Source organism: Arthrobacter sp. PvP023 (genome assembly GCF_017832975.1).
Classification (GTDB): domain Bacteria; phylum Actinomycetota; class Actinomycetes; order Actinomycetales; family Micrococcaceae; genus Arthrobacter.
This window is the reverse complement of record NZ_JAFIBI010000001.1, coordinates 2,260,091-2,282,019: the sequence shown is the minus strand read 5'-3', so window position 1 is coordinate 2,282,019 and position 21,929 is coordinate 2,260,091. Positions and strand designations below refer to the sequence as shown.

Below are 21,929 nucleotides of genomic sequence, written 5' to 3'. Positions count from 1 at the left end.
ACTGGTGGCGGGCGCAGCAAAGGACGCGGCTCCTTCCTTGCGGAGGGAGCCACGTCCTTAGCTTTGGAAATGCACTTCCGGCGCTGCCGGGTCCGTGCGGGGCTTAGCTCGCATCCTCCGTGAGGACGAGGTCGCGGCCCACGGTCTCCGGAGTGAAGAACGTGGTGGCGAACGAGATCAGGGCGAGCACCAGCGAGTAGATGGCGAGCACCAGCCACGAGTGATCCGTTGCAGCAAGGAGCGATGCGCCCACGAGGGGCACAAGACCGCCGGCCATGACGGCAGAGAGTTCGCGGCTCATGGCCACTCCGGTGAAGCGGTACTGGGAGCCGAACAGTTCAGGCAGGAGCGGGCACTGGGGGCCAAGCATGGACTGGACGCCGATGGCGATGCCCACCACCATGACCACCCAGACAAGGGTAACGTTGCCGAGCGTCACGAGGTAGAACGCCGGAAGGGCGATGACGGCCTGGAACAGGGCGCCGTAGCGGTATACCGGGACGCGACCGTAACGGTCCGAGAGTGCGCCGAACGTGACCACCATGACGGCAGCAAAGCCGGCCGCAATGAGCAGGCCTACAGGCCCGATGAACTTGTCGCCCGGGAACACGCCGTCCTTTGCCGCCAGGAACGCGATCAGGAGCGCGGAATAGATCGAGGAGTTGCCGTTCTCTCCCATGCGCAGTCCGATGCCGATCAGGACGTTCTTCTTGGAGTGCTTCCACAACTGGCCGATGGGGTTCTTGACCACGTTCTTGTGCTTTTCGAGCTCCTGGAATACCGGCGTTTCCTTGAGCCGCAGCCGAATGAAGATGGCCACCGCAATAAGGATGATGCTGGCCAGGAACGGCACACGCCACAGCCAGCCTTCAAGGACGGCTTTGTCAGCCATGGCGATCAGTGCAAACGTGCCGGCACCGAGGAGGGTGCCCAGCTGGATGCCGACGAACGGCAGGGAAGCAAAGAATCCACGGCGACGGCGCGGCGCCACTTCGGAAATCAATGTTGTTGCACCGGCCTGTTCAGCACCGGCACCGAGGCCCTGGAGGATGCGCAGGGTCACGAGCAGGACCGCGCCCAGCATGCCCGCCTGCTCGAAGGTGGGCAGCAGCCCGATGGCGAAGCTTGCGGTTCCCATCAGGCCGATCGTGAGGATCAGCACCATTTTTCGGCCGAACCTGTCACCGATGACGCCAAAGATGACTCCGCCGAAGGGACGGGCAGCAAACCCGACGCCGTACGTGGCGAACGACGCGATCAGCGCGCCGTCCTCACCGAGGGGCTTGAAGAAGAGGGGACCGAAGATCAAGGCTGAAGCCAGGCCATAAATGTAGAAGTCGTAATACTCCAGAGCGGAGCCCACGGAGCTGGCAAGAGTTGCCCTCCGCAGTTGTTCCGGTTCGACGACGGCGCCGTCCGCATCGGCAAGCGGTGATTCAGTACGAGTTGTCACTAGCACTCCCTTAAGAACACTCCAGACCCCCGTTGGTCTGGTGGGATAGCGGCGTCACCGGTGGTGTCGATCACTATATTGAACAGAGTACAGCACTCTGAACGGATAGCCAATGATGAAATCCGATTTACTTTTCCGGCCGCGCGTGATCGCACGCGCGGGCCCGGCCTAGCCCATGGGATTGCCCAGGGACCGGGCCAACTCCTTGAGCTCCTTGACCATGAGGGCGCCCTGCTCGTCGGAGTACGTGGCCTTCAGGGCGGTGACCGACAGGCCCAGGCTTGGCCCGTGGGCTCCCCTCGTGGGGACGGAGACGGCGAGGCAGACGACGCCGGTGGTGGATTCCTCATCCTCGAAGGCATATCCCTGCTCGCGGATGACCGGCAACTGCTTCTTAAATTCGGCACCCGTCCGCAGCGACTTCGGCGTGAGCACCGGAAGCTCCGCGTCATCGGGGAACAGCTCGTCAATGTCGTGGTCGTGCAGCCGTGCGATGAGCGCCTTGCCCACCGCGCAGAGCGACACCGGCATCTTGTCGCCGATGTTCGACGTTAGCCGGACCGCAGGGTGGCCCTCATAACGGGCCAGGTAGATGACGTTGGTTCCGTCAAGCATCGCGATGCGGACCGTCTCCCCGGACAGGGTGGGAGCCTGTTCGCAGAAGCGGTAGAACTCCTGGACCTCGTCAAGCCGACTGAGGTACGCGGCGCCAAGTTCCACGAGCTTGCGCCCGAGCGTAAAGTCGGCTCCCTGCCGGTTGATGAGGCGCGCCTCTTCGAGGGCGAGCAAAAGGTTCGAGGTGGACGACTTGGGGATGCCGAGTTCACGCGAAAGGTCACTTAGCGTGAGCCTGCCCGTCGCGGAGGCAGCCAGGGCCTCCAGCACGGCGGCGGCGCGCGTCACAGCCGGCGCGGGGGACGCACTACCCAGTCCGTCGGAGGTGCGGGGAGCCCGGGAATCGGCCATGATTCTCCTTCAGTTAAAGCGCGTCCGTTAATGCGCCGTTCATTCAAACCTGTTCATTCAGCTGAACAGTAACCATCATAATGTCTGGGGACGCGAATTGTTCCCCTGCGCCCCGCTTGCCGGGACAGGGGAAGCCGGCAGTCCTGGACCGCTAAGTCCGGCAGCTCAGGACCTTTGACTCTGGAGAGCGCGGACGCCACGCCTCAAACTGTTTCACATTTCGAAAAATTCACTGTATATTCAATTCAAGCCTTCCACCGCGGCATCCCCCAATAGCCGCGGTGGAAGGCTTTTCCAATTCCCCGGCAGCATCGCCGGGCCGGGAATCACGCGGCGTCCGCAATAGCCTCCCTCAGCCGCCAGCCTCCGCCAAGTCCGTCGCGGATCAGTTCCATGGTGGTCAGAGCCGAATTCTCGTTCCTGCCCAGCCTTGCCTGGACCCGCCACACCTCGATGTCCACCCTGCCCAGGCCCTTGGGCATCCTGCGCTCGGCCTCCCACCAGCTCACGCGCTCAAACCAGCGGACAGGCTCCGCGCCGATGGTCCATTCGCGGCCGCCGCGGAGAATCGAGAGCGGCCGCCCGTCCGGGGCCATCCTCATCATGATGTGTTCCATGCCGCCACACTATGGACGGGGTCCGACAATGTATCTTTGGCGTTGGACCCAAAAAACCCCGCTATTGCGGCCTGTTCAGCCTGCAATGACGGGGTTCTGGTGGTGGGTCCTACCGGGATCGAACCGATGACATCCACGGTGTAAACGTGGCGCTCTACCAGCTGAGCTAAAGACCCAAACGATGATTTCCGCGCCTCAGCGCTTCAACCAACGAACAGCAACTGTACCGGATGCAACGTGCAGAAAGCCAATCGGCAACCGTCTCAACGTGCGGGTGAGGTGCACGTCACAGATCCGGAAGCTCGGCGGCGAGCCACGTGAGCGATTCGCTAACGCCGGCCTCCAGCTTGATGGTCGCAAGGTCGTCGCCGCGCGTCGCTCCCCTATTGATGATGACCACCGGCTTCTCCTGCTTGGCGGCGTGCCGGACGAAGCGAAGCCCGCTCATGACCGTCAGTGAGGATCCGGCGACAACCAGCGCGCCGGCCTCATCGACCATGGCATAGGAGCGTTCAACCCGGTCTTTTGGTACGTTTTCGCCGAAGTACACAAAGTCAGGCTTGAGGGTTCCCCCGCAGGCCGGGCAGTGCGCCACGACGAAACTGCGGATGAGGTCCGAGTCTTCCACCGTTGCGTCGGCATCCGGAGCCATCTCAACCACACCGTCAGCCAGGGCCTGCTCCAGGAATCCCGGGTTCAGCTCCTCCAGCACTCCGGCCAGCAGCGTCCTGCTGTAGCGGCGCGCGCAGGACAGGCAGGCCACCCGGTCAAAGCGGCCGTGCAGGTCCACCACGTTGACGCTCCCGGCGTCCTCATGGAGCCGGTCCACATTCTGGGTGATCAGGCCGGTCAACAGGCCGCGCTTCTCAAGCCGGGCCGCTGCCGCGTGCCCGTCGTTCGGGTCCGCACGCCGCAGGTGGGACCAGCCGATATGGTTGCGCGCCCAGTACCGTTGGCGGTTGCCGGCGTGTCCGATGAACTCCTGGTAGGTCATCGGCGCCCTGGGGGCAGCATCCGGACCCCGGTAGTCCGGTATGCCGGAGTCGGTGCTGAGGCCGGCTCCGGTGAGGAGCGCGAAGCGCGTTCCGGCTATTGTGTCCCTGATGCCCCGGAGGACACCGAGCTCATCGGGTGCAGGAGCGGCGGCACCCACCGGCGGCAGACTGGCGAAGCCAGTCATGCCGAGCCCGGGGTGCCGCTGCCTCATTGGGTCAGTTCCCGCCGAGCTCCGACAGGGCGGCACGGTAGGCGGCCAGGTCGCGGGCCTGGCCGCGAGGATTCACCACGACGTACCGAATGATGCCGTCCGCATCGATGATGAACGTACCCCGTTGAGCCATGCCGCTATTGGGGTCGAAGACGCCGTATTGGGCGGCAACTGCCCCATGGGGCCAGAAGTCAGCCAGCAGGTCGAATCCGTACCCCTCCTTTTCCGCGTAGGCCCGCACAGTGAACTTGCTGTCCACGGAAAGGGCAAGGACGGTGGCATTCGCGTCCTCAAACAGGGAGAGGTTGTCCCGGATTTCACAGAGCTCGCCCGTGCAGATTCCGGAAAAGGCGAACGGATAGAAAACGACGACGACGTTGCGTCCCCGCAGTTCCGACAGCCGGACGGGTTCGCCGTACTGATTGACCAGTTCAAAGTCCGGTGCCAGGTCTCCGACCTCGGGAACAGCGGGGGCCGCACCGGCGTCGTCAACCGTTTGCAGTTGCTGCAGCGTCACTTGTTCTTCCTGGTGACCAGGCGCGTGGCGCTCCAGTCCTTGGAAACGCCCGCGGAAGTAGTGAGATGGAGCCCTGCCGTGGGTGCGGCTTCCTGAATCTCCGCCGGCGACACGTAGCCGTGCCTTCCCGACTTCGGAGTGAGTACCCAGACCACACCGTTCTCACTCAAAGTGGTGAGGGAATCCATAAGGGTGTCAATCAGGTCCCCGTCGCCGTCCCGCCACCAAAAAATGACGGCGTCAACCACGTCATGGTCGTCTTCATCAAGGAGTTCAGAACCGGTCAGGTCCTCAATATCGTCACGTAAGTCGAAGTCGACGTCGTCGTCGTAACCGAACTCCTGAATCAGATCCCCGTTTTTGAAACCCAATTTTTCCGCCACATTTACCGAAGTGGCGGCGTCGGCCTCGCTCACGTGTTCCTCCAATGCTTAGTCATCTGCATAAATCTAGTGATTTCCATTACTACAAGCCAACACCCTTTGTGCCTGCTCTTCAAGCTGTTGCCCCCGCGATCCCACTTATTCTGCGTCACATCAGGGCCTGGCGACGGACCGGCCGTTCGGCTTTCCGTCACAAACCAGTATGACGTCAAATACGACAGGCACGTCAGGCGGCGGCTACGCATCGGATAGCTCTCACGGCTAGAGTGGCTGATGACGACTATGCCGGCGGGGCGATCGCCCTGGTTTTAAGAGGACATAGACGTGATAGGACCCTGCCCGGCGCACATGACCGGGCTGATGTAACCGATACGTCGCACACGTCGCGTTCACGCCAGGCAGTTACCCTGCCGGACCTGAGGGCGCCGATGCATGCGCGCAAAGAGAGGTTGGACGTGGCTGCAGGAGAAGATACCTCCCATATCCTCAGCGGGTTGACTAACCAGCTGCCTGATCGTGATCCGGAAGAGACCGCCGAATGGATTGAGTCCCTGGATACGCTGATCAGGGAACAGGGCACTGAGCGTGCCCAGTACATCATGCGCAGTCTCCTGCAGCGTGCCGGCGCCCAGAGCGTCGGGGTTCCGATGGTCACCACCACGGACTATGTGAACACCATCCCCGCGGACCAGGAAGCACCGTTCCCCGGCAACGAGGAATACGAGCGCCGCTACCGGGCGTACATGCGCTGGAACGCCGCGGTCATGGTGCACCGGTCCCAGCGCCCGAACATCGGCGTCGGCGGGCACATCTCCACCTACGCCGGTGCCGCGACCCTGTACGAGGTCGGGTTCAACCACTTCTTCCGCGGCAAGGACCACCCCGGCGGCGGGGACCAGGTCTTCTTCCAGGGCCACGCCTCCCCCGGCATGTACGCCAGGGCGTTCATGGAAGGCCGGCTGACCGAGGAGGACCTGGACGGGTTCCGGCAGGAAAAGTCCAAGGCCGGGCATGCCCTGTCCTCCTACCCGCACCCGCGGCTGATGCCCGGGTTCTGGGAATTCCCCACCGTGTCCATGGGCATCGGGCCGATGAACGCGATCTACCAGGCCCAGTCCAACCGGTACCTGCACAACCGCGGCCTGAAAGACACCTCGGACCAGCAGGTCTGGGCGTTCCTGGGCGACGGGGAAATGGACGAGCCCGAGTCCCGCGGCCTGCTCCAGCTCGCCGCGAACGAGAACCTGGACAACCTGAACTTCGTGATCAACTGCAACCTCCAGCGCCTGGACGGGCCGGTGCGCGGCAACGGGAAGATCATGCAGGAACTCGAAGCGTTCTTCCGCGGCGCGGGCTGGAACGTCATCAAGGTCGTCTGGGGCCGGGAATGGGATGAGCTGCTCGCCAAGGACTCCGACGGGTCGCTGGTGAAGATCATGAACGAAACCCCGGACGGGGACTACCAGACCTACAAGGCCGAATCCGGCGGGTTCGTCCGCGAACACTTCTTCGGCAAGGACCCCCGCACCAAGGACCTCGTCGCGGACCTCACCGATGACCAGATCTGGAACCTCAAGCGCGGCGGCCACGACTACCGCAAGGTCTACGCCGCGTACAAGGCAGCCACCGAATTCAAGGGCAAACCCACCGTCATCCTGGCCAAAACGGTCAAGGGCTACGGCCTCGGCCCGCACTTCGAAGGCCGCAACGCCACGCACCAGATGAAGAAACTCACCCTCGACGACCTCAAGTCGTTCCGGGACCACCTGCGCATCCCGATCACGGATGAGCAGCTCGAGGGCGATCCCTACCAGCCGCCGTACTTCCACCCCGGCAACGATGCGCCGGAAATCGCGTACATGATGGAGCGCCGGGCAGCGCTGGGCGGCTCCGTTCCGGAGCGCCGCAGCAAGCATGCCGCCATCACGCTTCCGGACGCGAAGTCCTATGAGGTGGCCAAGCGCGGTTCGGGCAAGCAGCAGGCAGCCACCACCATGGCGTTCGTCCGCCTGCTCAAGGACCTCATGCGGGACAAGGAGTTCGGCAAGCACATCGCGCCGATCATCCCCGATGAGGCACGCACGTTCGGCATGGACGCGTTCTTCCCCACGGCCAAGATCTACAACCCCAAGGGCCAGAACTACCTCTCCGTGGACCGGGACCTGGTCCTGGCCTACAAGGAATCCGCCCAGGGCCAGCTGATCCACCCCGGCATCAACGAAGCCGGCGCCGTCGCAGCCTTCACCGCCGCCGGCACCGCCTACGCCACCCACGGCGTACCGCTGATCCCGGTCTACGTGTTCTACTCCATGTTCGGCTTCCAGCGCACCGGCGACGCCTTCTGGGCAGCCGCGGACCAAATGACCCGCGGCTTCATCATCGGCGCCACCGCAGGACGGACCACCCTCACCGGAGAAGGACTCCAGCACGCCGACGGCCACTCCCCCATCCTCGCCGCCACCAACCCGGCAGTCGTCACCTACGACCCCGCCTACGGCTACGAAATGGGCCACATCATCCGCGACGGCATCGAACGGATGTACGGACCGGACTCCACTGACCGGAACCTGATGTACTACATCACCGTCTACAACGAACCCATCACCCAGCCGGCCGAGCCGGAAGAGCTGGACGTTGAAGGCGTGATCAAGGGCATCTACCTGCTCGCACCGGCCAAGATTGACGGCCCCCGCACGCAGATCCTGGCCTCGGGCGTTTCGGTGCCCTGGGCGCTGGAAGCCCAGCGGATCCTGGCCGAGGACTGGGGCGTCTCCGCGGACGTCTGGTCCGTCACGTCCTGGAACGAACTCCGCCGCGACGCCATGGCCGCCGAGGAAGAGGCCTTCCTCAACCCGGGCCAGCCGGCGCGGGTACCGTTCGTCACCGCGCAGCTCGAAGGGGCCACCGGCCCCATCGTGGCGGTCACGGACTACATGAAGGCCGTCCCGGACCAGATCCGCCAGTTCCTCCCGAACGAGTTCGCCTCGCTCGGCGCGGACGGCTTCGGCTTCTCCGACACCCGCGCCGCCGCCCGCCGCTTCTTCAAGAACGACATCCACTCCATCGTGGTCCGTTCACTGGAGATGCTCGCTCGGCGCAGCGAAGTTGACGCCCAGGCTCCCGCCCAGGCCATTGAGAAGTACCGCCTGCACAATGTGAACGCGGGTTCCACCGGAAACGCCGGAGGCGAATCCTGACGTTCCGCCCCTAGCCAGGGAGATTGACGACGGCGGTCCCCACCAATGGTGGGGGCCGCCGTCGTCGTTGCTGCCCTGTCTTGGCCTGACCGGGCGGGGTGTTGCGCGTACCGGGCTGGCCTGTGACGCAGCGCAAACCGAGTTGTAGCCTTTGCACAAATGGAGCTTGGCCTGCGCGCACCGTATGCTCGATGCATGGCAGAGCCAACCCCCACCCCCGCAAAGCGCAAGCCCGCCTCGCGCGCCCTGACGCCGGAAAAAGCCCAGACGCTGAAGAAACTCCGGGCGAGCGTGGGGCAGCTGTCCACCACCACGATGCGCCAGCTGGAGAAATCGCTGCCGTGGTACAGCCGGCTCAGTTCCGATGAGCGGTCCGCCCTCGGGATGGTGGCCCAGAACGGTATTGCCGCGTTCGTGACCTGGTACGAGCGGCCAAGCTCGCCGTCGTGGATCCTCACCGACGTCTTCGGGACCGCGCCGACTGAACTAACCCGCTCCATCAGCCTGCAGAAGGCCCTCCAGCTCATCAGGATCGTGGTGGAGGTGGTGGAGGACCAGGTGCCCGTGATCGCCCCGGAGGCGGATCAGCCCGCACTCCGTGAAGCCGTGCTCCGCTATTCACGTGAAGTGGCTTTTGCCGCGGCTGACGTCTACGCCCGGGCGGCCGAGTCCAGGGGCTCCTGGGACACCCGGCTGGAAGCCCTGATCGTCGATGCGATCCTGCGCGGCGAGAATACCGATGCCTTAAGGTCCCGCATTGCCGCCCTCGGCTGGAAAGCCCAGGAACGTTTTACCGTGATGGTGGGAAATTCGCCGTCGGAACCCAGCGCCAGCTACGTCAGCGAACTGCGCCGGACCGCCGGCAGGTTCGCCGAAGACGCGCTGGTGGGGATCCAGGGCGACCGGCTCATCCTCATCCTCGGAGGGGTCCAGGACCGGGAGAGCGCCTACCTGAAACTCAGCGAACTCTTCGCCCCGGGTCCTGTTGTCTACGGGCCGGAAGCGGGTTCCCTGCTGGAAGCGAGCAGTTCGGCCCAGTCGGCTTTCGCCGGGCTGACAGCTGCACGCGCGTGGCCCTCGGCGCCGCGCCCGGTTGCTGCCGACGACCTGCTGCCGGAGCGGGTCATTTCCGGGGACGATGCCGCCCGCCGCTCGCTTATCAAGAACATCTACCGGCCATTGATCGCAGCGTCCAACGGGCTGGTGGAGACCCTCGGTACCTACCTCGAACTCGGGCACTCACTGGAAGCAACGGCCCGTGAACTCTTTGTGCACGCCAATACCGTCCGCTACCGGCTCAAGCGCGTCTGTGACGTCACAGGCTGGGATCCGCTCCTTCCCCGGGAGGCGTTTGTGCTGCAGGCAGCCCTCGTGGTGGGGCGGCTTTCCGTGCCGCCCAAGGCACCCGCCGAACGCCAGCCGTCCCGGAACGGCAGCTGAACCGTTGTAGACTTCCTACAAACTGACCCAGTGAGCTTGGTGCATGAATACACCGAGAATCACGCGGTAATTTGGAAAGCTGGATACGTGCTTGCAATCGTCTGCCCTGGACAGGGCTCCCAGACCCCTGGTTTTCTGGCCCCCTGGCTGGAACTGCCTCCCGTCGCAGGCCATTTGGCCTCCCTCAGTGAAATAGCAGGCATCGACCTCACCGCACACGGCACCACGTCGGATGAGGAAACCATCAAGGACACGGCGGTGGCCCAGCCATTGATCGTTGCGGCCGGACTGGTGGCCGCCAAGTCGCTGTTCGACGTCGAACTCAGCACCCTGCCCGTCATCCTCGCCGGGCATTCCGTCGGCGAGATCACGGCGTCGGCGCTTGCGGGTGTCCTCACCGAGACCGAGGCAATGACCTTCGTGCGGGAACGTGCCAACAGCATGGCCGCCGCAGCAGCCGTCACGCCCACCGGCATGAGTGCCGTGGTTGGCGGGGACCCTGCCGAGGTCCTGGCGGCCATTGAGGCCTCCGGAGCCACGCCTGCCAACGTCAACGGTGCCGGCCAGACCGTCGCCGCAGGCACGTTCGAGCAGCTCAAGGCCCTCGCGGAGAACCCGCCGGCCAAGGCACGCGTGATCCCGTTGAAAGTGGCCGGTGCCTTCCACACCTCGCACATGTCCCCGGCGGTCGCTGCCCTGGAAGCCCTGGAGCCGTCGCTCAAGCCCCGGAACCCCCAGGTACCGCTGCTGTCCAACTTTGACGGCAAGGAAGTGACCGACGGCGACGCAGCAGTCGGCAGCCTCATCGCCCAGGTTTCCCGCCCGGTCCGCTGGGACCTGTGCATGGAAACGCTGGTGCAGCGCGGCGTCACCGGAGTCATTGAACTTGCACCGGCCGGAACCCTGGCCGGACTCGCCAAGCGGGGCATGCCCGGAGTGAAGACGGTCGCCGTCAAAACCCCGGACGATCTCACCGCCGCCCTTGCACTATTCGCAGAACTGGAGGGACAGGCATGAGCGCCCCCGTACTCAAGCAGGCACCGCTGCGGGAACACACCCGCATCCTCGGACTTGGCGCCTACCGGCCAAGCGTCATCGTCACCAACGAGGATGTGTGCCAGTGGATCGACTCCTCGGATGAATGGATCCGGCAGCGTACCGGCATCGTGACCCGTCACCGGGCCCCCGCAGACGTCAGTGTCATTGACATGGCGGAAGGCGCGGCCCGCGAAGCCCTGGCGAAGGCCGGCATCGAAGCCAGCCAGCTGGGCGCCGTCATCGTCTCCACTGTTACGCACCCGTACGCGACGCCATCTGCTGCTGCAAGCCTGGCAGACCGCCTCGGCGCAACGCCTGCTCCGGCCTTCGACATCTCGGCTGCGTGTGCCGGCTATTGCTACGGCATTGCCCAGGGCGACGCCCTGGTCCGCTCCGGAGCGGCCGAGTACGTGCTGGTGGTGGGAGCCGAGAAGCTCTCCGACGTCATCGACAACACCGAGCGCACGATCTCCTTCCTGCTTGGTGACGGCGCCGGCGCCGTGGTGATCGGCCCATCCGACACCCCTGGCATCGGTCCCTCGGTCTGGGGTTCGGACGGCAGCAAGTGGGATGCCATCGGCATGACACATTCGCTGCTTGATGTGCGGGAACTCGCCTTGGCCGCGAACAAGTCCGGCGCACTGAGCGCCGAGGAGGCCGAGGTAACCGACGCTGCCATCTGGCCCACCCTGCGCCAGGACGGCCAGACCGTATTCCGCTGGGCGGTTTGGGAGATGGCCAAGGTCGCCCAGCAGGCCCTCGACGCCGCCGGGATCACGGCTGACGACCTAGTGGCTTTTATCCCCCACCAGGCCAACATGCGGATCATCGACGAAATGGTCAAGAAACTCAAGCTCCCCGAGACCGTCAAGGTGGCCCGGGACATCGCTGAGGCCGGAAACACCTCCGCAGCTTCCATTCCGCTGGCCACCCACCGCCTCCTGCAGGAAAATCCCGAACTCAGCGGCGGACTCGCACTACAGATCGGATTCGGCGCAGGTCTGGTGTTCGGTGCCCAGGTCATCGTGCTCCCGTAGCCGAACCTTTTACCCACAACTGAATACGTTCTGAACAGTACGGATTCGCGAAGCAAGCCGTAACCGCGGCTTGAATCATTTCCGGCAGTACCTGCCGGCAACAACAAGAAAAGGAGCCATCAATGGCTAGCAACGAAGAGATCCTGGCCGGCCTGGCTGAAATCGTCAACGAAGAGACCGGCCTCGCCACCGAAGCAGTCGAGCTGGACAAGTCCTTCACCGAGGACCTCGACATCGACTCCATCTCCATGATGACCATCGTGGTCAACGCCGAAGAGAAATTCGGCGTGCGCATCCCGGACGAAGAGGTCAAGAACCTCAAGACCGTCGGTGACGCTGTCAGCTTCATCGCAAACGCACAGGCCTAGTCCTGGCTCCTGCCGGCAACGGCCTGCACTGGTATCCGGTCCGGAGCGCTGACCACGCGCCCCGGACCGGGCACCGCTGAATGACCTCAAGTTTTCCCCACGCATCCCCGGCCAGGCATCTCCCCGGATACGGCATGCGCACCGATAGAGAGTGATCCCATGGCACGCAAAGTAGTCATTACCGGTCTGGGTGCCACCACGCCCATTGGCGGCGATGTCCCCACAATGTGGAACAACGCGCTGAAGGGCGTCTCCGGCGCGCGCACGCTCGAGGATGACTGGGTGGCGAAGTATGAACTGCCCGTTCACTTCGCAGCCCGCGCCTCCACCCCCGCCCTGGATGTCCTGAGCCGTGTGGAAGCAAAGCGCATGGACCCGTCCACACAGTTCGGCGTCGTCGCCGCACGCGAAGCCTGGGCTGACTCCGGCATCACCGAAGTCGACCACGACCGCCTGGCGGTGGCCTTCGCAACGGGCATCGGCGGCGTTTGGACGTTGCTGGACGCCTGGGACACCCTGCGCGAAAAGGGCCCGCGACGCGTTCTGCCCATGACCGTGCCCATGCTCATGCCCAACGGCGTGGCCGCAGCGGTTAGCCTTGACCTTGGCGCCCGCGCCGGCGCCCACACCCCGGTGTCCGCCTGCGCGTCCGGCACTGAGGCCCTGCACCTCGGACTGGACCTCATCCGCTCAGGCAAGGCCGACGTCGTGGTCTGCGGCGGCGCCGAAGCCGCGATCCACCCGATGCCCATTGCCGCGTTCGCCTCGATGCAGGCACTCTCCCGTCGCAATGACGATCCCGAGCACGCGTCCCGCCCCTACGATACGGGCCGCGACGGTTTCGTCATGGGCGAAGGCGCCGGAGCCCTGGTCATCGAGGCTGAGGAACACGCGCTTGCCCGTGGAGCCCGGATCTACGGCGAGCTCGCCGGAACCTCTGTGACGGCAGACGCCTACCACATCACCGCGCCGGACCCCCAGGGCCTGGGCGCCACCCGCGCCCTGAAGGCGGCCATGTTCGACGGCCGTATCCAGGCCGAGGAAGTCGTGCACGTCAACGCGCACGCGACGTCCACGCCCGTAGGTGACAAGCCCGAGTACACGGCCCTTCGAGCCGCCCTGGGATCGCACGTGGACAACGTGGCGGTCTCCGCGACGAAATCCCAGATGGGTCACTTGCTGGGTGCTTCGGGCGCCGTAGAGGCCGTACTGACCGTACTGGCCGTGTACGAGCGCAAGGCTCCCGTAACCATCAACCTGGAAAACCAGGATCCGGAGATTCCGCTGGACGTCGTCACGAAGACCGCCCGCGAGCTGCCCTCGGGCAGCATCGTGGCGCTAAGCAACTCGTTCGGCTTCGGCGGCCACAACGCCGTCATTGCCGTCCGCAGCATCTAGCGTCCGCGATTTCACAGTAAGAGGCCCCTGCCGTCCGGCAGGGGCCTCTTACGTTATGGAGGGTATTGCTGAGCGATCCGGTTGTGTCCGCCCGCGCTGTGTCCGCTTGCGCTGAATCCGCTCGCGGGGGCCGGGTCGCGGGGGCCGGGTCAGCCCACCTGGTGTAGCCAGCGTACTGGAGCGCCCTCGGCAGCGTGCCGGAACGGCTCCAGCTCTTCGTCCCAGGCTTCACCGAGCGCAAGGGACAGCTCGTGGTAGACGGCGGACGGGTCGCCGGCACCGGACTCGTAGGCATAGCGGATGCGGTCCTCGGAGACCATGATGTTTCCATGCACGTCCGTGACGGCATGAAAGATTCCCAGTTCCGGGGTGTGTGACCATCGGCCGCCATCCACGCCCTGGCTCGGCTCCTCGGTGACCTCATAGCGCAGGTGCGCCCAGCCACGTAGGGCTGACGCCAGCAGCGCACCGGTCCCCGGGCTGCCTGTCCAGGAAAGCTCCGAACGGAACATTCCGGGCGCAGCAGGCTGGGCAGTCCACTCCAGGTCCGTCCGCTTATCCACGACCGACCCGATGGCCCACTCAACGTGGGGGCACAGGGCGGTCGGGGCCGAGTGAACGAACAAGACACCGCGGGTCATTGCAACAGACATTCCATCCTCCATAGCTGTAGGTACGTCTTCCCCAACGACCTCTGCCTGGATGTGTGTCTGCCGCGCCGGGTCCGCATGCTGCCGGTGGTCCCTGCAAGACTATGAAATTAGTGCCCGGCGAAACTTGAAACCGCTTGAGGGCGAGCTTCAAGCCTGACTTGAGAGTTGCCGAGCGTGATTCTTATTGTGCCGTACCCCGCCTAATTACGCCAGTGCAATTCGGCGCGCCGGAAGTGATCAAGAAATCCTGCACTCCGGCTGGCGGGGCTCTGCAGGCGGCCCCGGCGGGGCCGAACGTGAGAGCGAGAGGCCCAACGGCGGCCCCTGGATACGTTTCAGGCTCGCGGATGCGCCTGCTGGTAGCTTTGCCGCAGCCGGTCGACCGAGACGTGGGTGTAGATCTGCGTGGTCGCCAGGCTGCTGTGGCCGAGGATTTCCTGAACTGCCCTCAGGTCGGCTCCTCCGTCCAGCAAATGGGTGGCGGCGGAGTGCCGGAGAGCGTGGGGTCCAGTGGCAGCAGTGTCTCCCAGCGCGTCCAGCACGTCTTTCACCACCGTGCGAACCTGCCGCTGGTCCACCCGTCGGCCCCTTGCTCCGAGGAACAGTGCCGGACCGCTCCCGGTAACTGCCAACGCCGGACGTCCGCGGCGCAACCAGTCGTCGACGGCGACTGCTGCCGGCAGCCCGTACGGAACTGTCCGCTCTTTGTTGCCCTTGCCGACAACCCTGAGCGTCCGCCGGTCTGGATCGAGGTCGTCCACGTCCATGCCTGCCAGCTCCCCGACACGGACGCCGGTGGCGTAGAGCAACTCCACCATTGCGCGGTCCCGGAGGGCGAGCGGGCCGCCGTCTTCAGCTGCCGCCTTCAGCCGGTCGACGACGCGCAGTACCTGTTTCTGGTGCAAGACGCCCGGCAGGGCTCGTTCCCGCTTTGGCGCCTTCAGTCGCAGCGCCGGATCGGACCCCAGGAGCTCTTCACGCACCGCCCAGGAGGTGAAGGACCGGGCGGTCGCGGCGCGCCGGGCCAGCGTGGACCGGGACATGCCCGCCTCGCTCTGCGCGCCGAGCCAGCGCCGCAACGTGGACAGTTCGATCCCGGCGAGGTTGGTGGCACCGTCTGCTGCCGCCACCTGGAGCAGGCTCTGGACGTCGGAGAGGTAGGCGCGCACGGTGTGGGGCGACCTGGCACGTTCGCCTTCCAGGTAGCGGCCGAAACCGCGGGCGGCGTCAGCGAGGGCCGGAGGGAGGTCAGGAGTGTCCACGGTCCAACTTTCCCCATTATTCGACTGCCAATCAAGGAACCACGCAGCCGGGGCAGCCGGTTAACGGAACTCGCAGGCCTGACGGCAGCGAGTGCAGCGGCCACATGGCCGGCAGGAGGGATACGGTCAGCCGGCTTTCCGGGACCGTTTCCAGCCGCCGCGTTCGGATTCGGCAAGCCCCAGCAACCCCAGCCTGCCCAGCCCAGCCCTGACCGCCTCAGTACTCAGTCCCGCGACCGACGTCAGTTTTTCGACTGAGCTGGTGGATCTGAGCGGCAGTGCGTCCAGGAGGATGAGGTCCTCCAGGGTAAGTCCGTCATGGTCGGCACGCTCTGCCGGGGCCTCGTCTGCCAACGATTCGCCGCTGGGTGAGGCAAGTTCCGCGATTTCGCCGGCGTCCGTGACGCAGACGGCTCCCCCTTCGCGAATCAGCCGATGGCACCCGGCGGAATTTGCGCTGTGGACGGACCCAGGGACGGCCCCGACGGCCCTGCTCAGGCTTTCCGCGTGGTGGGCAGTGTTCAGTGCACCGGAGCGCCAGCGGGCCTCCACCACCACGGTCACCGATGACAACGCAGCGATAAGGCGGTTCCGTTGCAGGAACCGGTACCTGGTGGGTGCGGATCCGGGCGGTACTTCAGCCAGGACGGCACCTTGGTTCGCGACGGTCCTGAGCAGGTCTTCGTTGCCGGACGGATAGAAGCGGTCCACTCCCCCGGCCATGACAGCGATTGTGGGCATCGTGTCACCGGCACCGGCCAGCGCAGCCCGGTGGGCGTGCGCATCGATCCCGTAAGCCCCTCCCGACACAATGGTGAAGCCCCGCTGTGCCAACGAATAGGCCAGATCGCCCGTGACGGCCGCGCCATAGCTGGTGCTGTCGCGGGAACCAACCAAGGCGATGGACTTCGCCGCCGCAGGCAGCGGGAGTTCCAGTCCGCGCCACCAGAGGCAGATGGGCTCATGAAGGTCCAGGTCGGCCAACTGCCCGGGCCAGAGTGAATCGGACGGCATGATCATCCGGCCGCCCAGCCGGTGCATGGTGGCGAGATCCCGCTCCGGAGCCAGGTCCGGAATGCGCGGGGCCCAGCGCTTGAGCGAAGCGCTCATTCCGGGCCAGCTCGCTGTCCCGTTCTCCGCAAGCAAAGCCGTGACGTCCTGTTCCAGCTGCGGCCCGGACCCCAGTTGGCCGGTGGCGATTCGGAGCGCGTCCACTGCGCCGGCCGCCCTGACAAGTGCCAGGCCTACGGCGTCCTGCGGCTCCATAAGTCGCGATAGGGCGGCACGGGATATGCGTTCTTGGTCAGTCATCGTTTTCCTTTCAGGCGGCAGCCGAGACAGCTTGCCGGAGTCCCAGCGCCTGCCCGATGTCGTCGAGATCCGGGGTGTCACGGCATGCCAGGTCCGCCAGTGTCCAGGCAAGGCGCAGAACACGGTCGTATCCGCGGGCAGTCAGGACACCGCGTTCAAGCGAGTGGTCCAGGATGCGTGTGGTGGGTGATGCAAGGCGCAATGCCCCGCGAAGGACACGGCCGGGCACCTGGGAGTTGGTTTCCAGCCCAAGGGGCCGAAGCCTCTGCAGTTGGCGCAGGCGGGCGTCACGGACCCGTGCGGCAATTGCAGTAGTGTCTTCCTCCGCACCGGTACGCCCGAAATCGGCAAGCGAAACCCGCTCCACCTGCAACTGGATGTCCACCCGGTCCAGGAGTGGCCCGGACATCCGGGCGAGGTAGCGGCGCCGCATCATCGGGGTGCAGGTGCAATCGAGCCCCTTCCCCGAGGCCTTGCCGCAGGGGCACGGGTTGGCGGCCAGCACGAGTTGGAATCTTGCCGGATAGGCAGCTGTACCGGCGGACCGGTGGATCACCAGTTCGCCGCTCTCCAAGGGTTGCCTGAGGGCATCGAGGACACGCCGTTCGTATTCCGGGGCCTCATCCAGGAACAGCACGCCACGATGTGCCCTGGAGGCGGCGCCCGGCCGCGGCAGCCCTGATCCGCCTCCGATGATGGCGGCGGCGGTGGCGCTGTGGTGGGGATTCTCAAACGGCGGCCGTCGAAGGAGCTGCACGGAGGCTGACGGCAGGGCACACAAAGAGTGGATGGCCGTCACTTCCATGGCCTCGGTGTCAGCCAGGTCCGGCAGCAGGCCCGGGAGCCGTTCGGCGAGCATTGTCTTCCCGGCACCGGGCGGACCGGACAGGAGCAGATGATGGGCACCCGCGGCCGCGACTTCGAGTGCCCTCCGGGCCTCCCCCTGGCCCGACACATCGCACATGTCCGGTGCCACGGTGGGTCCGGCCGCAGCTTCGCCGGAGCATGCCTCGTCTTCGGGTTCGAAGTCAAGCGCAAGCTCCATCGGATCAGCCCCGAAGTCACAGGCAAGTCGGGCAAGTGTCTTGTAGCCGCGTACGCGGGCGCCGGGTACAAGGCCGGCCTCAGCCGCATTCGCCTGGGCCACCACTATGTCCGGGTAGCCCGCCTGCACGGCGGCCATCACGGCGGGGAGGATGCCGCGGACCGGCCTGAGCCTGCCGTCAAGGCCCAGTTCAGCGATGAAGATTGTCCGTTCAGTTGAGTGGATGTCATTTGCGGCCCGAAGAACCGCCATGGTGATAGCCAAGTCGAAACCCGAGCCCCGTTTTGGCAGCGACGCAGGGATGAGGTTGGCGGTGATCTTGCGCCGGCTCAGCGGAATGCCGGAGTTTTGCGCGGCCGACCGGATCCGTTCCTTGGCTTCGTTCAGCGAAGCGTCCGGCAAACCGAGAATCACGAAGGCCGGGAGAGTCTGGCCGATGTCAGCTTCAACTTCCACGATGTACCCATTGAGTCCCACGAGCGCCACGGAGTACGTCCTGCCCAGGGCCACCTACCCCACCCCCCTGAGATGCTCCACGCGCGGCTGGCCGGCGCCGTCGTCCAGGACGGCAACCACGTCGACGCGGCGGCAGGGCATGCGCAGTTCGTGGTCTCGGCACCATGCCGATGCAAGCCTGTGCAAGCGCGCCAGTTTGGCAACGCCGACGGCTTCAAAGGGATGCCCGTACGCGAGGGACTTCCGCGTTTTCACCTCGGCGATGACGAGCGAATCGCCGTCAAGGGCCACGATGTCGATTTCGCCTTCGGAACAGCGCCAGTTACGGTCCACGATCCGCATGCCCTGTGATTCCAGATATCCGGCGGCTAGTTCTTCCCCGCGCCGGCCAAGCAAGTCTTTGGCTCTCATTCTTACCTCCGCCACCAGACTGCGGGAGGGCGCGGAGGCGGGCATAGCAGCGAACGCCGCTATGTGGGAAAGCCTGCTAATCGGGTGCTGTGGAGGAGATGTTGGATCCGGGAAGTACGGCTAGGCACGGGTTCCGCATCTCATGCAGTGGGCAGACTGGTGCGGCCGCTCATCGTAGAAGCCGGCATGGCTGCTCCAGATGTGCCCTAGGAACCAGCAGAGTATTTTCATGGTGAGATCTTCTCTGATTTCAGCCGGGTAGGCGGTGCCAGTACGAGCCCGCGGCGCTCGACTCAAGCACCGCCAGTATTTATCTGCAGGACGCGAGACCCCTCCGCATCGCGGTAAGCCGTCGGAACAGAACTGCGAATCAATCCCTTACAGTAGTCTCGCGCCAAGGATGGCAGGGATGCCAGCCCCCGGGCAAAAAACAAGTAGTGCGAACCGCCGAACCGGTGGTCAGAGGCGAAGGTCAGGTGCCTGGGCCAACGGCCACGTCAGTTGCCGAGATCCACGTCCTTGGGAAGGGCCAGTTCCTCGTTGCGTGGCAGCTCTTCCACGTTGACGTCCTTGAACGTGATCACCCGGACGCTCTTGACGAATCGGGCCGAGCGGTAGACATCCCACACCCAGGCGTCCTGGAGGGTGAGGTCGAAATAGACTTCGCCGTCTGCGCTGCGCGCCTGAAGGTCCACGTGGTTGGCGAGGTAGAAACGCCGTTCGGTCTCGACTACGTAGCTGAACAGCCCGACGACGTCACGGTATTCGCGGTAGAGCTGAAGCTCCATGTCGGTTTCATAGTTCTCAAGATCCTCGGCACTCATGGTTCCATCTTGCACTATTCCGCGCTGCCCCGCGGCCAGGGCGGGGAGCCGGAGTTAGAGAATCTGCCAGCTGACCCGGTGATAGGGCGTCGGGCCCGCTGCTTTGAGCGCTATCTTGTGTGACGCCGTTCCGTAGCCTTTGTTTTCATCCCAGCCGAAGGCAGGGTACTCCTCGTGCAGCGAACGCATCAGCCGGTCGCGTTCCACCTTGGCCAGGATGCTGGCGGCGGCCACGCTCAGGCACTGCATGTCCGCTTTGATGAGGGTGTGGACCGGCGCGTCGCAGCCCGGACCCGCCGGGGCATCGTCGAACAGGGAGGCCTGCGTCTCCGGGGAGAGCCAGTTGTGGCTGCCGTCGAGCAAGACCACATCCGGGGTGACCCCGGCGGCCAGGATCTGCAGCCAGGCCCGCGTGCCGGCTGTCCGCAGGGCAGCGATGATACCCAGTGCGTCGATCTCGCCGGCGGAGGCGTGCCCCACCGCCGAGGCGACGCTCCAGCTCCGCACCAGGGGTTCCAGCCGCTCACGGTCGGATTCTTTCAGGAGCTTGCTGTCTCGGACGTCGTCCAGCAGCACCGGCCGGCTCAGGTCCACGACGGTGATCCCGACGGTCACGGGCCCCGCGATGGCACCCCGGCCTACTTCGTCGATGCCGGCCAGCAGCCTGGCGCCGGAACTCAAGAACCGGTGCTCGTAGTCGAGGGTGGGTGCAACGGACATCTATTTTCCAGCCGGCGCAGGGACGTTCCGGAACACGTCGGGATAGTTGCCCAGGCCAGTCAGCCGGTTGAGGGGCCACGCAATAACGGCCGCTTTGCCCTCAATATCGGGCATGTCGATGAAGCCGCCGTTGCTGTCCTGGTGGGCGCGGGAATCGGCCGAGTGGTTCCGGTTGTCTCCCATCACCCAGATCTTGCCGTCCGGGACAATGACGTCAAAGTTGCGGATGTCCGGCACCTCGGCGGGGTTGACGTAGGTCTCGTCCACGGCGGTGCCGTTGATGGTGAGCTTGCCGCCGGCGTCACAGCACACCACATGGTCACCCGGGAGGCCGATCACGCGCTTGACCAGGTGCTGCTCCGAATTGTCCGGCAGCAGGCCGACGAACGTCAGGCCGTCCTGGACCCAGGTATACGGGCCGTCGGCCTTCTCCGGTGAGGGCACCAGCCATCCCTTGGTGTCCTTGAAGACCACCACATCGCCGCGCTCAAGGGCGAAAGGTTCAGGCACAAGCAAGTTAACGAAGATCCGGTCGTTCACATCCAGTGTGTTGACCATGGATTCGGAGGGGATGTAGAACGCCCGGAACAGGAAAGTCTTGATCAGGAAGGACAGCACCACAGCGATGGCCACCACCGTGAGCACCTCCTTGACCCAGAGGTACACCGCGCCATGGGCTTTGCCTTCTTTAGGCGCTTTCGACGGGCCGGATTTCGAATGCGCGCCGTGCGAACCGGCCGCCCGGCTCCCGGCTCCGGCGGGCAGGCCGGTTTCGGCTGACGGATCAGCAGGTGTGCCTGCGGACGGAAGGGCGGTCTCCCTGTCCGTGGCGGTTCCCGTTTGGTCGCCTCCGGCCGAGGCGCGTCCGGTGTCGTGCTTGAACGGATCAGGAGTCCGGGGGTCGGTCTCGGGCATCTACTGTCCGTCCTTCGTCGTCGTGCTGGTTTCTGCTGGCCGGGGAACGGCCGCAAATCTGTCGAGTGGCCAGATGATCTGGACCGGCCTGCCAATGACCCGCCCCAGAGGCACCATGCCGCCGCCCGGCGCGCCCAGGAGGCTCCGGGAATCGGCGGACATCGAGCGGTGGTCCCCAAGCAACCATAACCGTCCCGCTGGAACGATCACGCTGAACTTCTGCTTGCTCGCAACGTCTCCGCCATAGAGGTATGGTTCCTCAAGCGCCTGACCGTTCACTGTGAGCCGCTGCTGGTCGTCGCAGCAGACAACATGATCCCCGGGCAGCCCGATAACCCGCTTTATGTAGGTTGTATCACTCCCGGTAACGCCAAGCCAGTGGCCCGCCGCCGCAGCGGCGTCCTGGAGCGGGCCGTTGCCGCTGTTGAGCGGGGCGAACGTCCCGCGGCCGTCAAAGACTACGACGTCACCCCGCCGGACCGGCTCGGACTGGAAGTCGGTCCGGGACACCAGAATCCTGTCCCCCGCGCCGAATAGCGGCTCCATGGAGGCGGACGGTATGTAGTACACATCCAGCCAGAGGGCGCGGACAAGTCCGCTGATCAGAACGGCCAGCGCCAGTGCCAGCAACACAAAACGCCAGCCCGGTTTCCTGGGCTGGCGTTTTGACTGGTCCATGATCCGTATCCTGTGGCGCTGTTGCGGAAGGCT

The 21,929-nt window shown here is 65.0% G+C and carries 21 protein-coding genes and 1 tRNA gene; 6 read left to right on the top strand and 16 right to left on the bottom strand.

What is annotated here, in order from left to right; all coding sequences use genetic code 11:
• Positions 1-103: 103 nt before the first annotated feature.
• The 7 genes from JOE31_RS10480 to JOE31_RS10450 all read right to left on the bottom strand — a co-directional run bounded on the left by JOE31_RS10480 (position 104) and on the right by JOE31_RS10450 (position 5,176).
• On the bottom strand, positions 104-1,453 hold the full coding sequence (locus JOE31_RS10480) for an MFS transporter (protein WP_209743990.1): 1,350 nt from the start codon (positions 1,451-1,453) through the stop codon (positions 104-106).
• Positions 1,454-1,621: 168 nt separating this feature from the next.
• Positions 1,622-2,419, bottom strand: a complete 798-nt coding sequence (locus JOE31_RS10475; RefSeq protein WP_209743986.1) for an IclR family transcriptional regulator — start codon at positions 2,417-2,419, stop codon at positions 1,622-1,624.
• A 326-nt stretch (positions 2,420-2,745) separates the two neighbouring features.
• Entirely contained in the window at positions 2,746-3,036 is a 291-nt protein-coding gene (locus tag JOE31_RS10470; RefSeq protein ID WP_011692302.1) for a hypothetical protein, read from the bottom strand.
• Positions 3,037-3,136: 100 nt separating this feature from the next.
• Positions 3,137-3,212: transfer RNA gene (locus tag JOE31_RS10465), tRNA-Val, on the bottom strand.
• Between the two features lie 110 nt (positions 3,213-3,322).
• Positions 3,323-4,243 (bottom strand): NAD-dependent protein deacetylase, encoded by a 921-nt coding sequence (locus tag JOE31_RS10460; protein WP_209743982.1) that lies wholly within the window; start codon positions 4,241-4,243, stop codon positions 3,323-3,325.
• A gap of 4 nt (positions 4,244-4,247) precedes the next feature.
• A complete protein-coding gene (locus JOE31_RS10455) occupies positions 4,248-4,760 on the bottom strand; it encodes a peroxiredoxin (protein ID WP_374100832.1) in 513 nt (170 codons plus the stop codon).
• Positions 4,757-5,176, bottom strand: a complete 420-nt coding sequence (locus JOE31_RS10450; protein ID WP_043482300.1) for a DUF3052 domain-containing protein — start codon at positions 5,174-5,176, stop codon at positions 4,757-4,759. The genes JOE31_RS10455 and JOE31_RS10450 overlap by 4 nt, the downstream gene beginning before the upstream one ends.
• A gap of 395 nt (positions 5,177-5,571) precedes the next feature.
• On the opposite strand from JOE31_RS10450, the gene aceE reads away from it, so the two are divergent.
• From aceE to fabF, 6 genes are all read left to right on the top strand, one after another.
• Positions 5,572-8,340 (top strand): pyruvate dehydrogenase (acetyl-transferring), homodimeric type, encoded by a 2,769-nt coding sequence (gene aceE, locus JOE31_RS10445; protein ID WP_209743979.1) that lies wholly within the window; start codon positions 5,572-5,574, stop codon positions 8,338-8,340.
• A gap of 195 nt (positions 8,341-8,535) precedes the next feature.
• Complete coding sequence (locus JOE31_RS10440) at positions 8,536-9,780, top strand: CdaR family transcriptional regulator (RefSeq protein ID WP_209743976.1); 1,245 nt, start codon at positions 8,536-8,538, stop codon at positions 9,778-9,780.
• Between the two features lie 87 nt (positions 9,781-9,867).
• The gene (locus JOE31_RS10435) at positions 9,868-10,797 is read left to right on the top strand and encodes an ACP S-malonyltransferase (protein WP_209743973.1); all 930 of its coding nucleotides are present in this window, start codon (positions 9,868-9,870) and stop codon (positions 10,795-10,797) included.
• A complete protein-coding gene (locus JOE31_RS10430; protein WP_209743970.1) occupies positions 10,794-11,855 on the top strand; it encodes a beta-ketoacyl-ACP synthase III in 1,062 nt (353 codons plus the stop codon). Before JOE31_RS10435 ends, JOE31_RS10430 begins: the two co-directional genes overlap by 4 nt.
• A gap of 122 nt (positions 11,856-11,977) precedes the next feature.
• Positions 11,978-12,223: an acyl carrier protein gene (locus JOE31_RS10425; RefSeq protein ID WP_011692310.1), complete on the top strand. Its 246-nt coding sequence runs from the start codon at positions 11,978-11,980 to the stop codon at positions 12,221-12,223.
• Positions 12,224-12,382: 159 nt separating this feature from the next.
• Complete coding sequence (gene fabF / locus JOE31_RS10420; protein WP_209743967.1) at positions 12,383-13,621, top strand: beta-ketoacyl-ACP synthase II; 1,239 nt, start codon at positions 12,383-12,385, stop codon at positions 13,619-13,621.
• 149 nt (positions 13,622-13,770) lie between these two features.
• Here the strand turns inward: fabF and JOE31_RS10415 are convergent, their stop codons facing one another.
• The 9 genes from JOE31_RS10415 to lepB (JOE31_RS10375) all read right to left on the bottom strand — a co-directional run bounded on the left by JOE31_RS10415 (position 13,771) and on the right by lepB (JOE31_RS10375) (position 21,896).
• Entirely contained in the window at positions 13,771-14,274 is a 504-nt protein-coding gene (locus tag JOE31_RS10415) for a DUF3145 domain-containing protein (protein ID WP_011692312.1), read from the bottom strand.
• Between the two features lie 335 nt (positions 14,275-14,609).
• Positions 14,610-15,536, bottom strand: a complete 927-nt coding sequence (locus tag JOE31_RS10410; RefSeq protein WP_209743964.1) for a tyrosine recombinase XerC — start codon at positions 15,534-15,536, stop codon at positions 14,610-14,612.
• A 126-nt stretch (positions 15,537-15,662) separates the two neighbouring features.
• A complete protein-coding gene (dprA, locus tag JOE31_RS10405) occupies positions 15,663-16,847 on the bottom strand; it encodes a DNA-processing protein DprA (protein WP_209743961.1) in 1,185 nt (394 codons plus the stop codon).
• 10 nt (positions 16,848-16,857) lie between these two features.
• On the bottom strand, positions 16,858-18,402 hold the full coding sequence (locus JOE31_RS10400) for a YifB family Mg chelatase-like AAA ATPase (protein ID WP_209743958.1): 1,545 nt from the start codon (positions 18,400-18,402) through the stop codon (positions 16,858-16,860).
• Positions 18,403-18,759, bottom strand: coding sequence for a YraN family protein (locus JOE31_RS10395; protein ID WP_011692316.1), 357 nt, complete (start codon positions 18,757-18,759; stop codon positions 18,403-18,405). It lies immediately after the preceding gene.
• 497 nt (positions 18,760-19,256) lie between these two features.
• A complete protein-coding gene (locus JOE31_RS10390) occupies positions 19,257-19,583 on the bottom strand; it encodes a DUF2469 domain-containing protein (RefSeq protein ID WP_003806068.1) in 327 nt (108 codons plus the stop codon).
• Between the two features lie 54 nt (positions 19,584-19,637).
• Positions 19,638-20,303, bottom strand: coding sequence for a ribonuclease HII (locus JOE31_RS10385; protein ID WP_209743954.1), 666 nt, complete (start codon positions 20,301-20,303; stop codon positions 19,638-19,640).
• Positions 20,304-21,218, bottom strand: coding sequence for a signal peptidase I (lepB, locus tag JOE31_RS10380; RefSeq protein WP_209743951.1), 915 nt, complete (start codon positions 21,216-21,218; stop codon positions 20,304-20,306).
• Positions 21,219-21,896, bottom strand: a complete 678-nt coding sequence (gene lepB, locus JOE31_RS10375) for a signal peptidase I (protein WP_209743948.1) — start codon at positions 21,894-21,896, stop codon at positions 21,219-21,221.
• Positions 21,897-21,929 lie beyond the last annotated feature (33 nt).

Bases quoted from the DNA above. Each gene is read 5' to 3' on its own strand.
- JOE31_RS10460 (WP_209743982.1), bottom strand. From the start codon at position 4,243: ATGAGGCAGCGGCACCCCGGGCTCGGCATGACTGGCTTCGCCAGTCTG.
- JOE31_RS10440 (WP_209743976.1), top strand. From the start codon at position 8,536: ATGGCAGAGCCAACCCCCACCCCCGCAAAGCGCAAGCCCGCCTCGCGC.
- JOE31_RS10415 (WP_011692312.1), bottom strand. From the start codon at position 14,274: ATGTCTGTTGCAATGACCCGCGGTGTCTTGTTCGTTCACTCGGCCCCG.
- JOE31_RS10470 (WP_011692302.1), bottom strand. From the start codon at position 3,036: ATGGAACACATCATGATGAGGATGGCCCCGGACGGGCGGCCGCTCTCG.
- JOE31_RS10385 (WP_209743954.1), bottom strand. From the start codon at position 20,303: ATGTCCGTTGCACCCACCCTCGACTACGAGCACCGGTTCTTGAGTTCC.
- JOE31_RS10390 (WP_003806068.1), bottom strand. From the start codon at position 19,583: ATGAGTGCCGAGGATCTTGAGAACTATGAAACCGACATGGAGCTTCAG.
- fabF (WP_209743967.1), top strand. From the start codon at position 12,383: ATGGCACGCAAAGTAGTCATTACCGGTCTGGGTGCCACCACGCCCATT.
- lepB (WP_209743951.1), bottom strand. From the start codon at position 21,218: ATGCCCGAGACCGACCCCCGGACTCCTGATCCGTTCAAGCACGACACC.
- aceE (WP_209743979.1), top strand. From the start codon at position 5,572: ATGCATGCGCGCAAAGAGAGGTTGGACGTGGCTGCAGGAGAAGATACC.
- JOE31_RS10475 (WP_209743986.1), bottom strand. From the start codon at position 2,419: ATGGCCGATTCCCGGGCTCCCCGCACCTCCGACGGACTGGGTAGTGCG.
- lepB (WP_209743948.1), bottom strand. From the start codon at position 21,896: ATGGACCAGTCAAAACGCCAGCCCAGGAAACCGGGCTGGCGTTTTGTG.
- JOE31_RS10395 (WP_011692316.1), bottom strand. From the start codon at position 18,759: ATGAGAGCCAAAGACTTGCTTGGCCGGCGCGGGGAAGAACTAGCCGCC.
- JOE31_RS10425 (WP_011692310.1), top strand. From the start codon at position 11,978: ATGGCTAGCAACGAAGAGATCCTGGCCGGCCTGGCTGAAATCGTCAAC.
- dprA (WP_209743961.1), bottom strand. From the start codon at position 16,847: ATGACTGACCAAGAACGCATATCCCGTGCCGCCCTATCGCGACTTATG.
- JOE31_RS10430 (WP_209743970.1), top strand. From the start codon at position 10,794: ATGAGCGCCCCCGTACTCAAGCAGGCACCGCTGCGGGAACACACCCGC.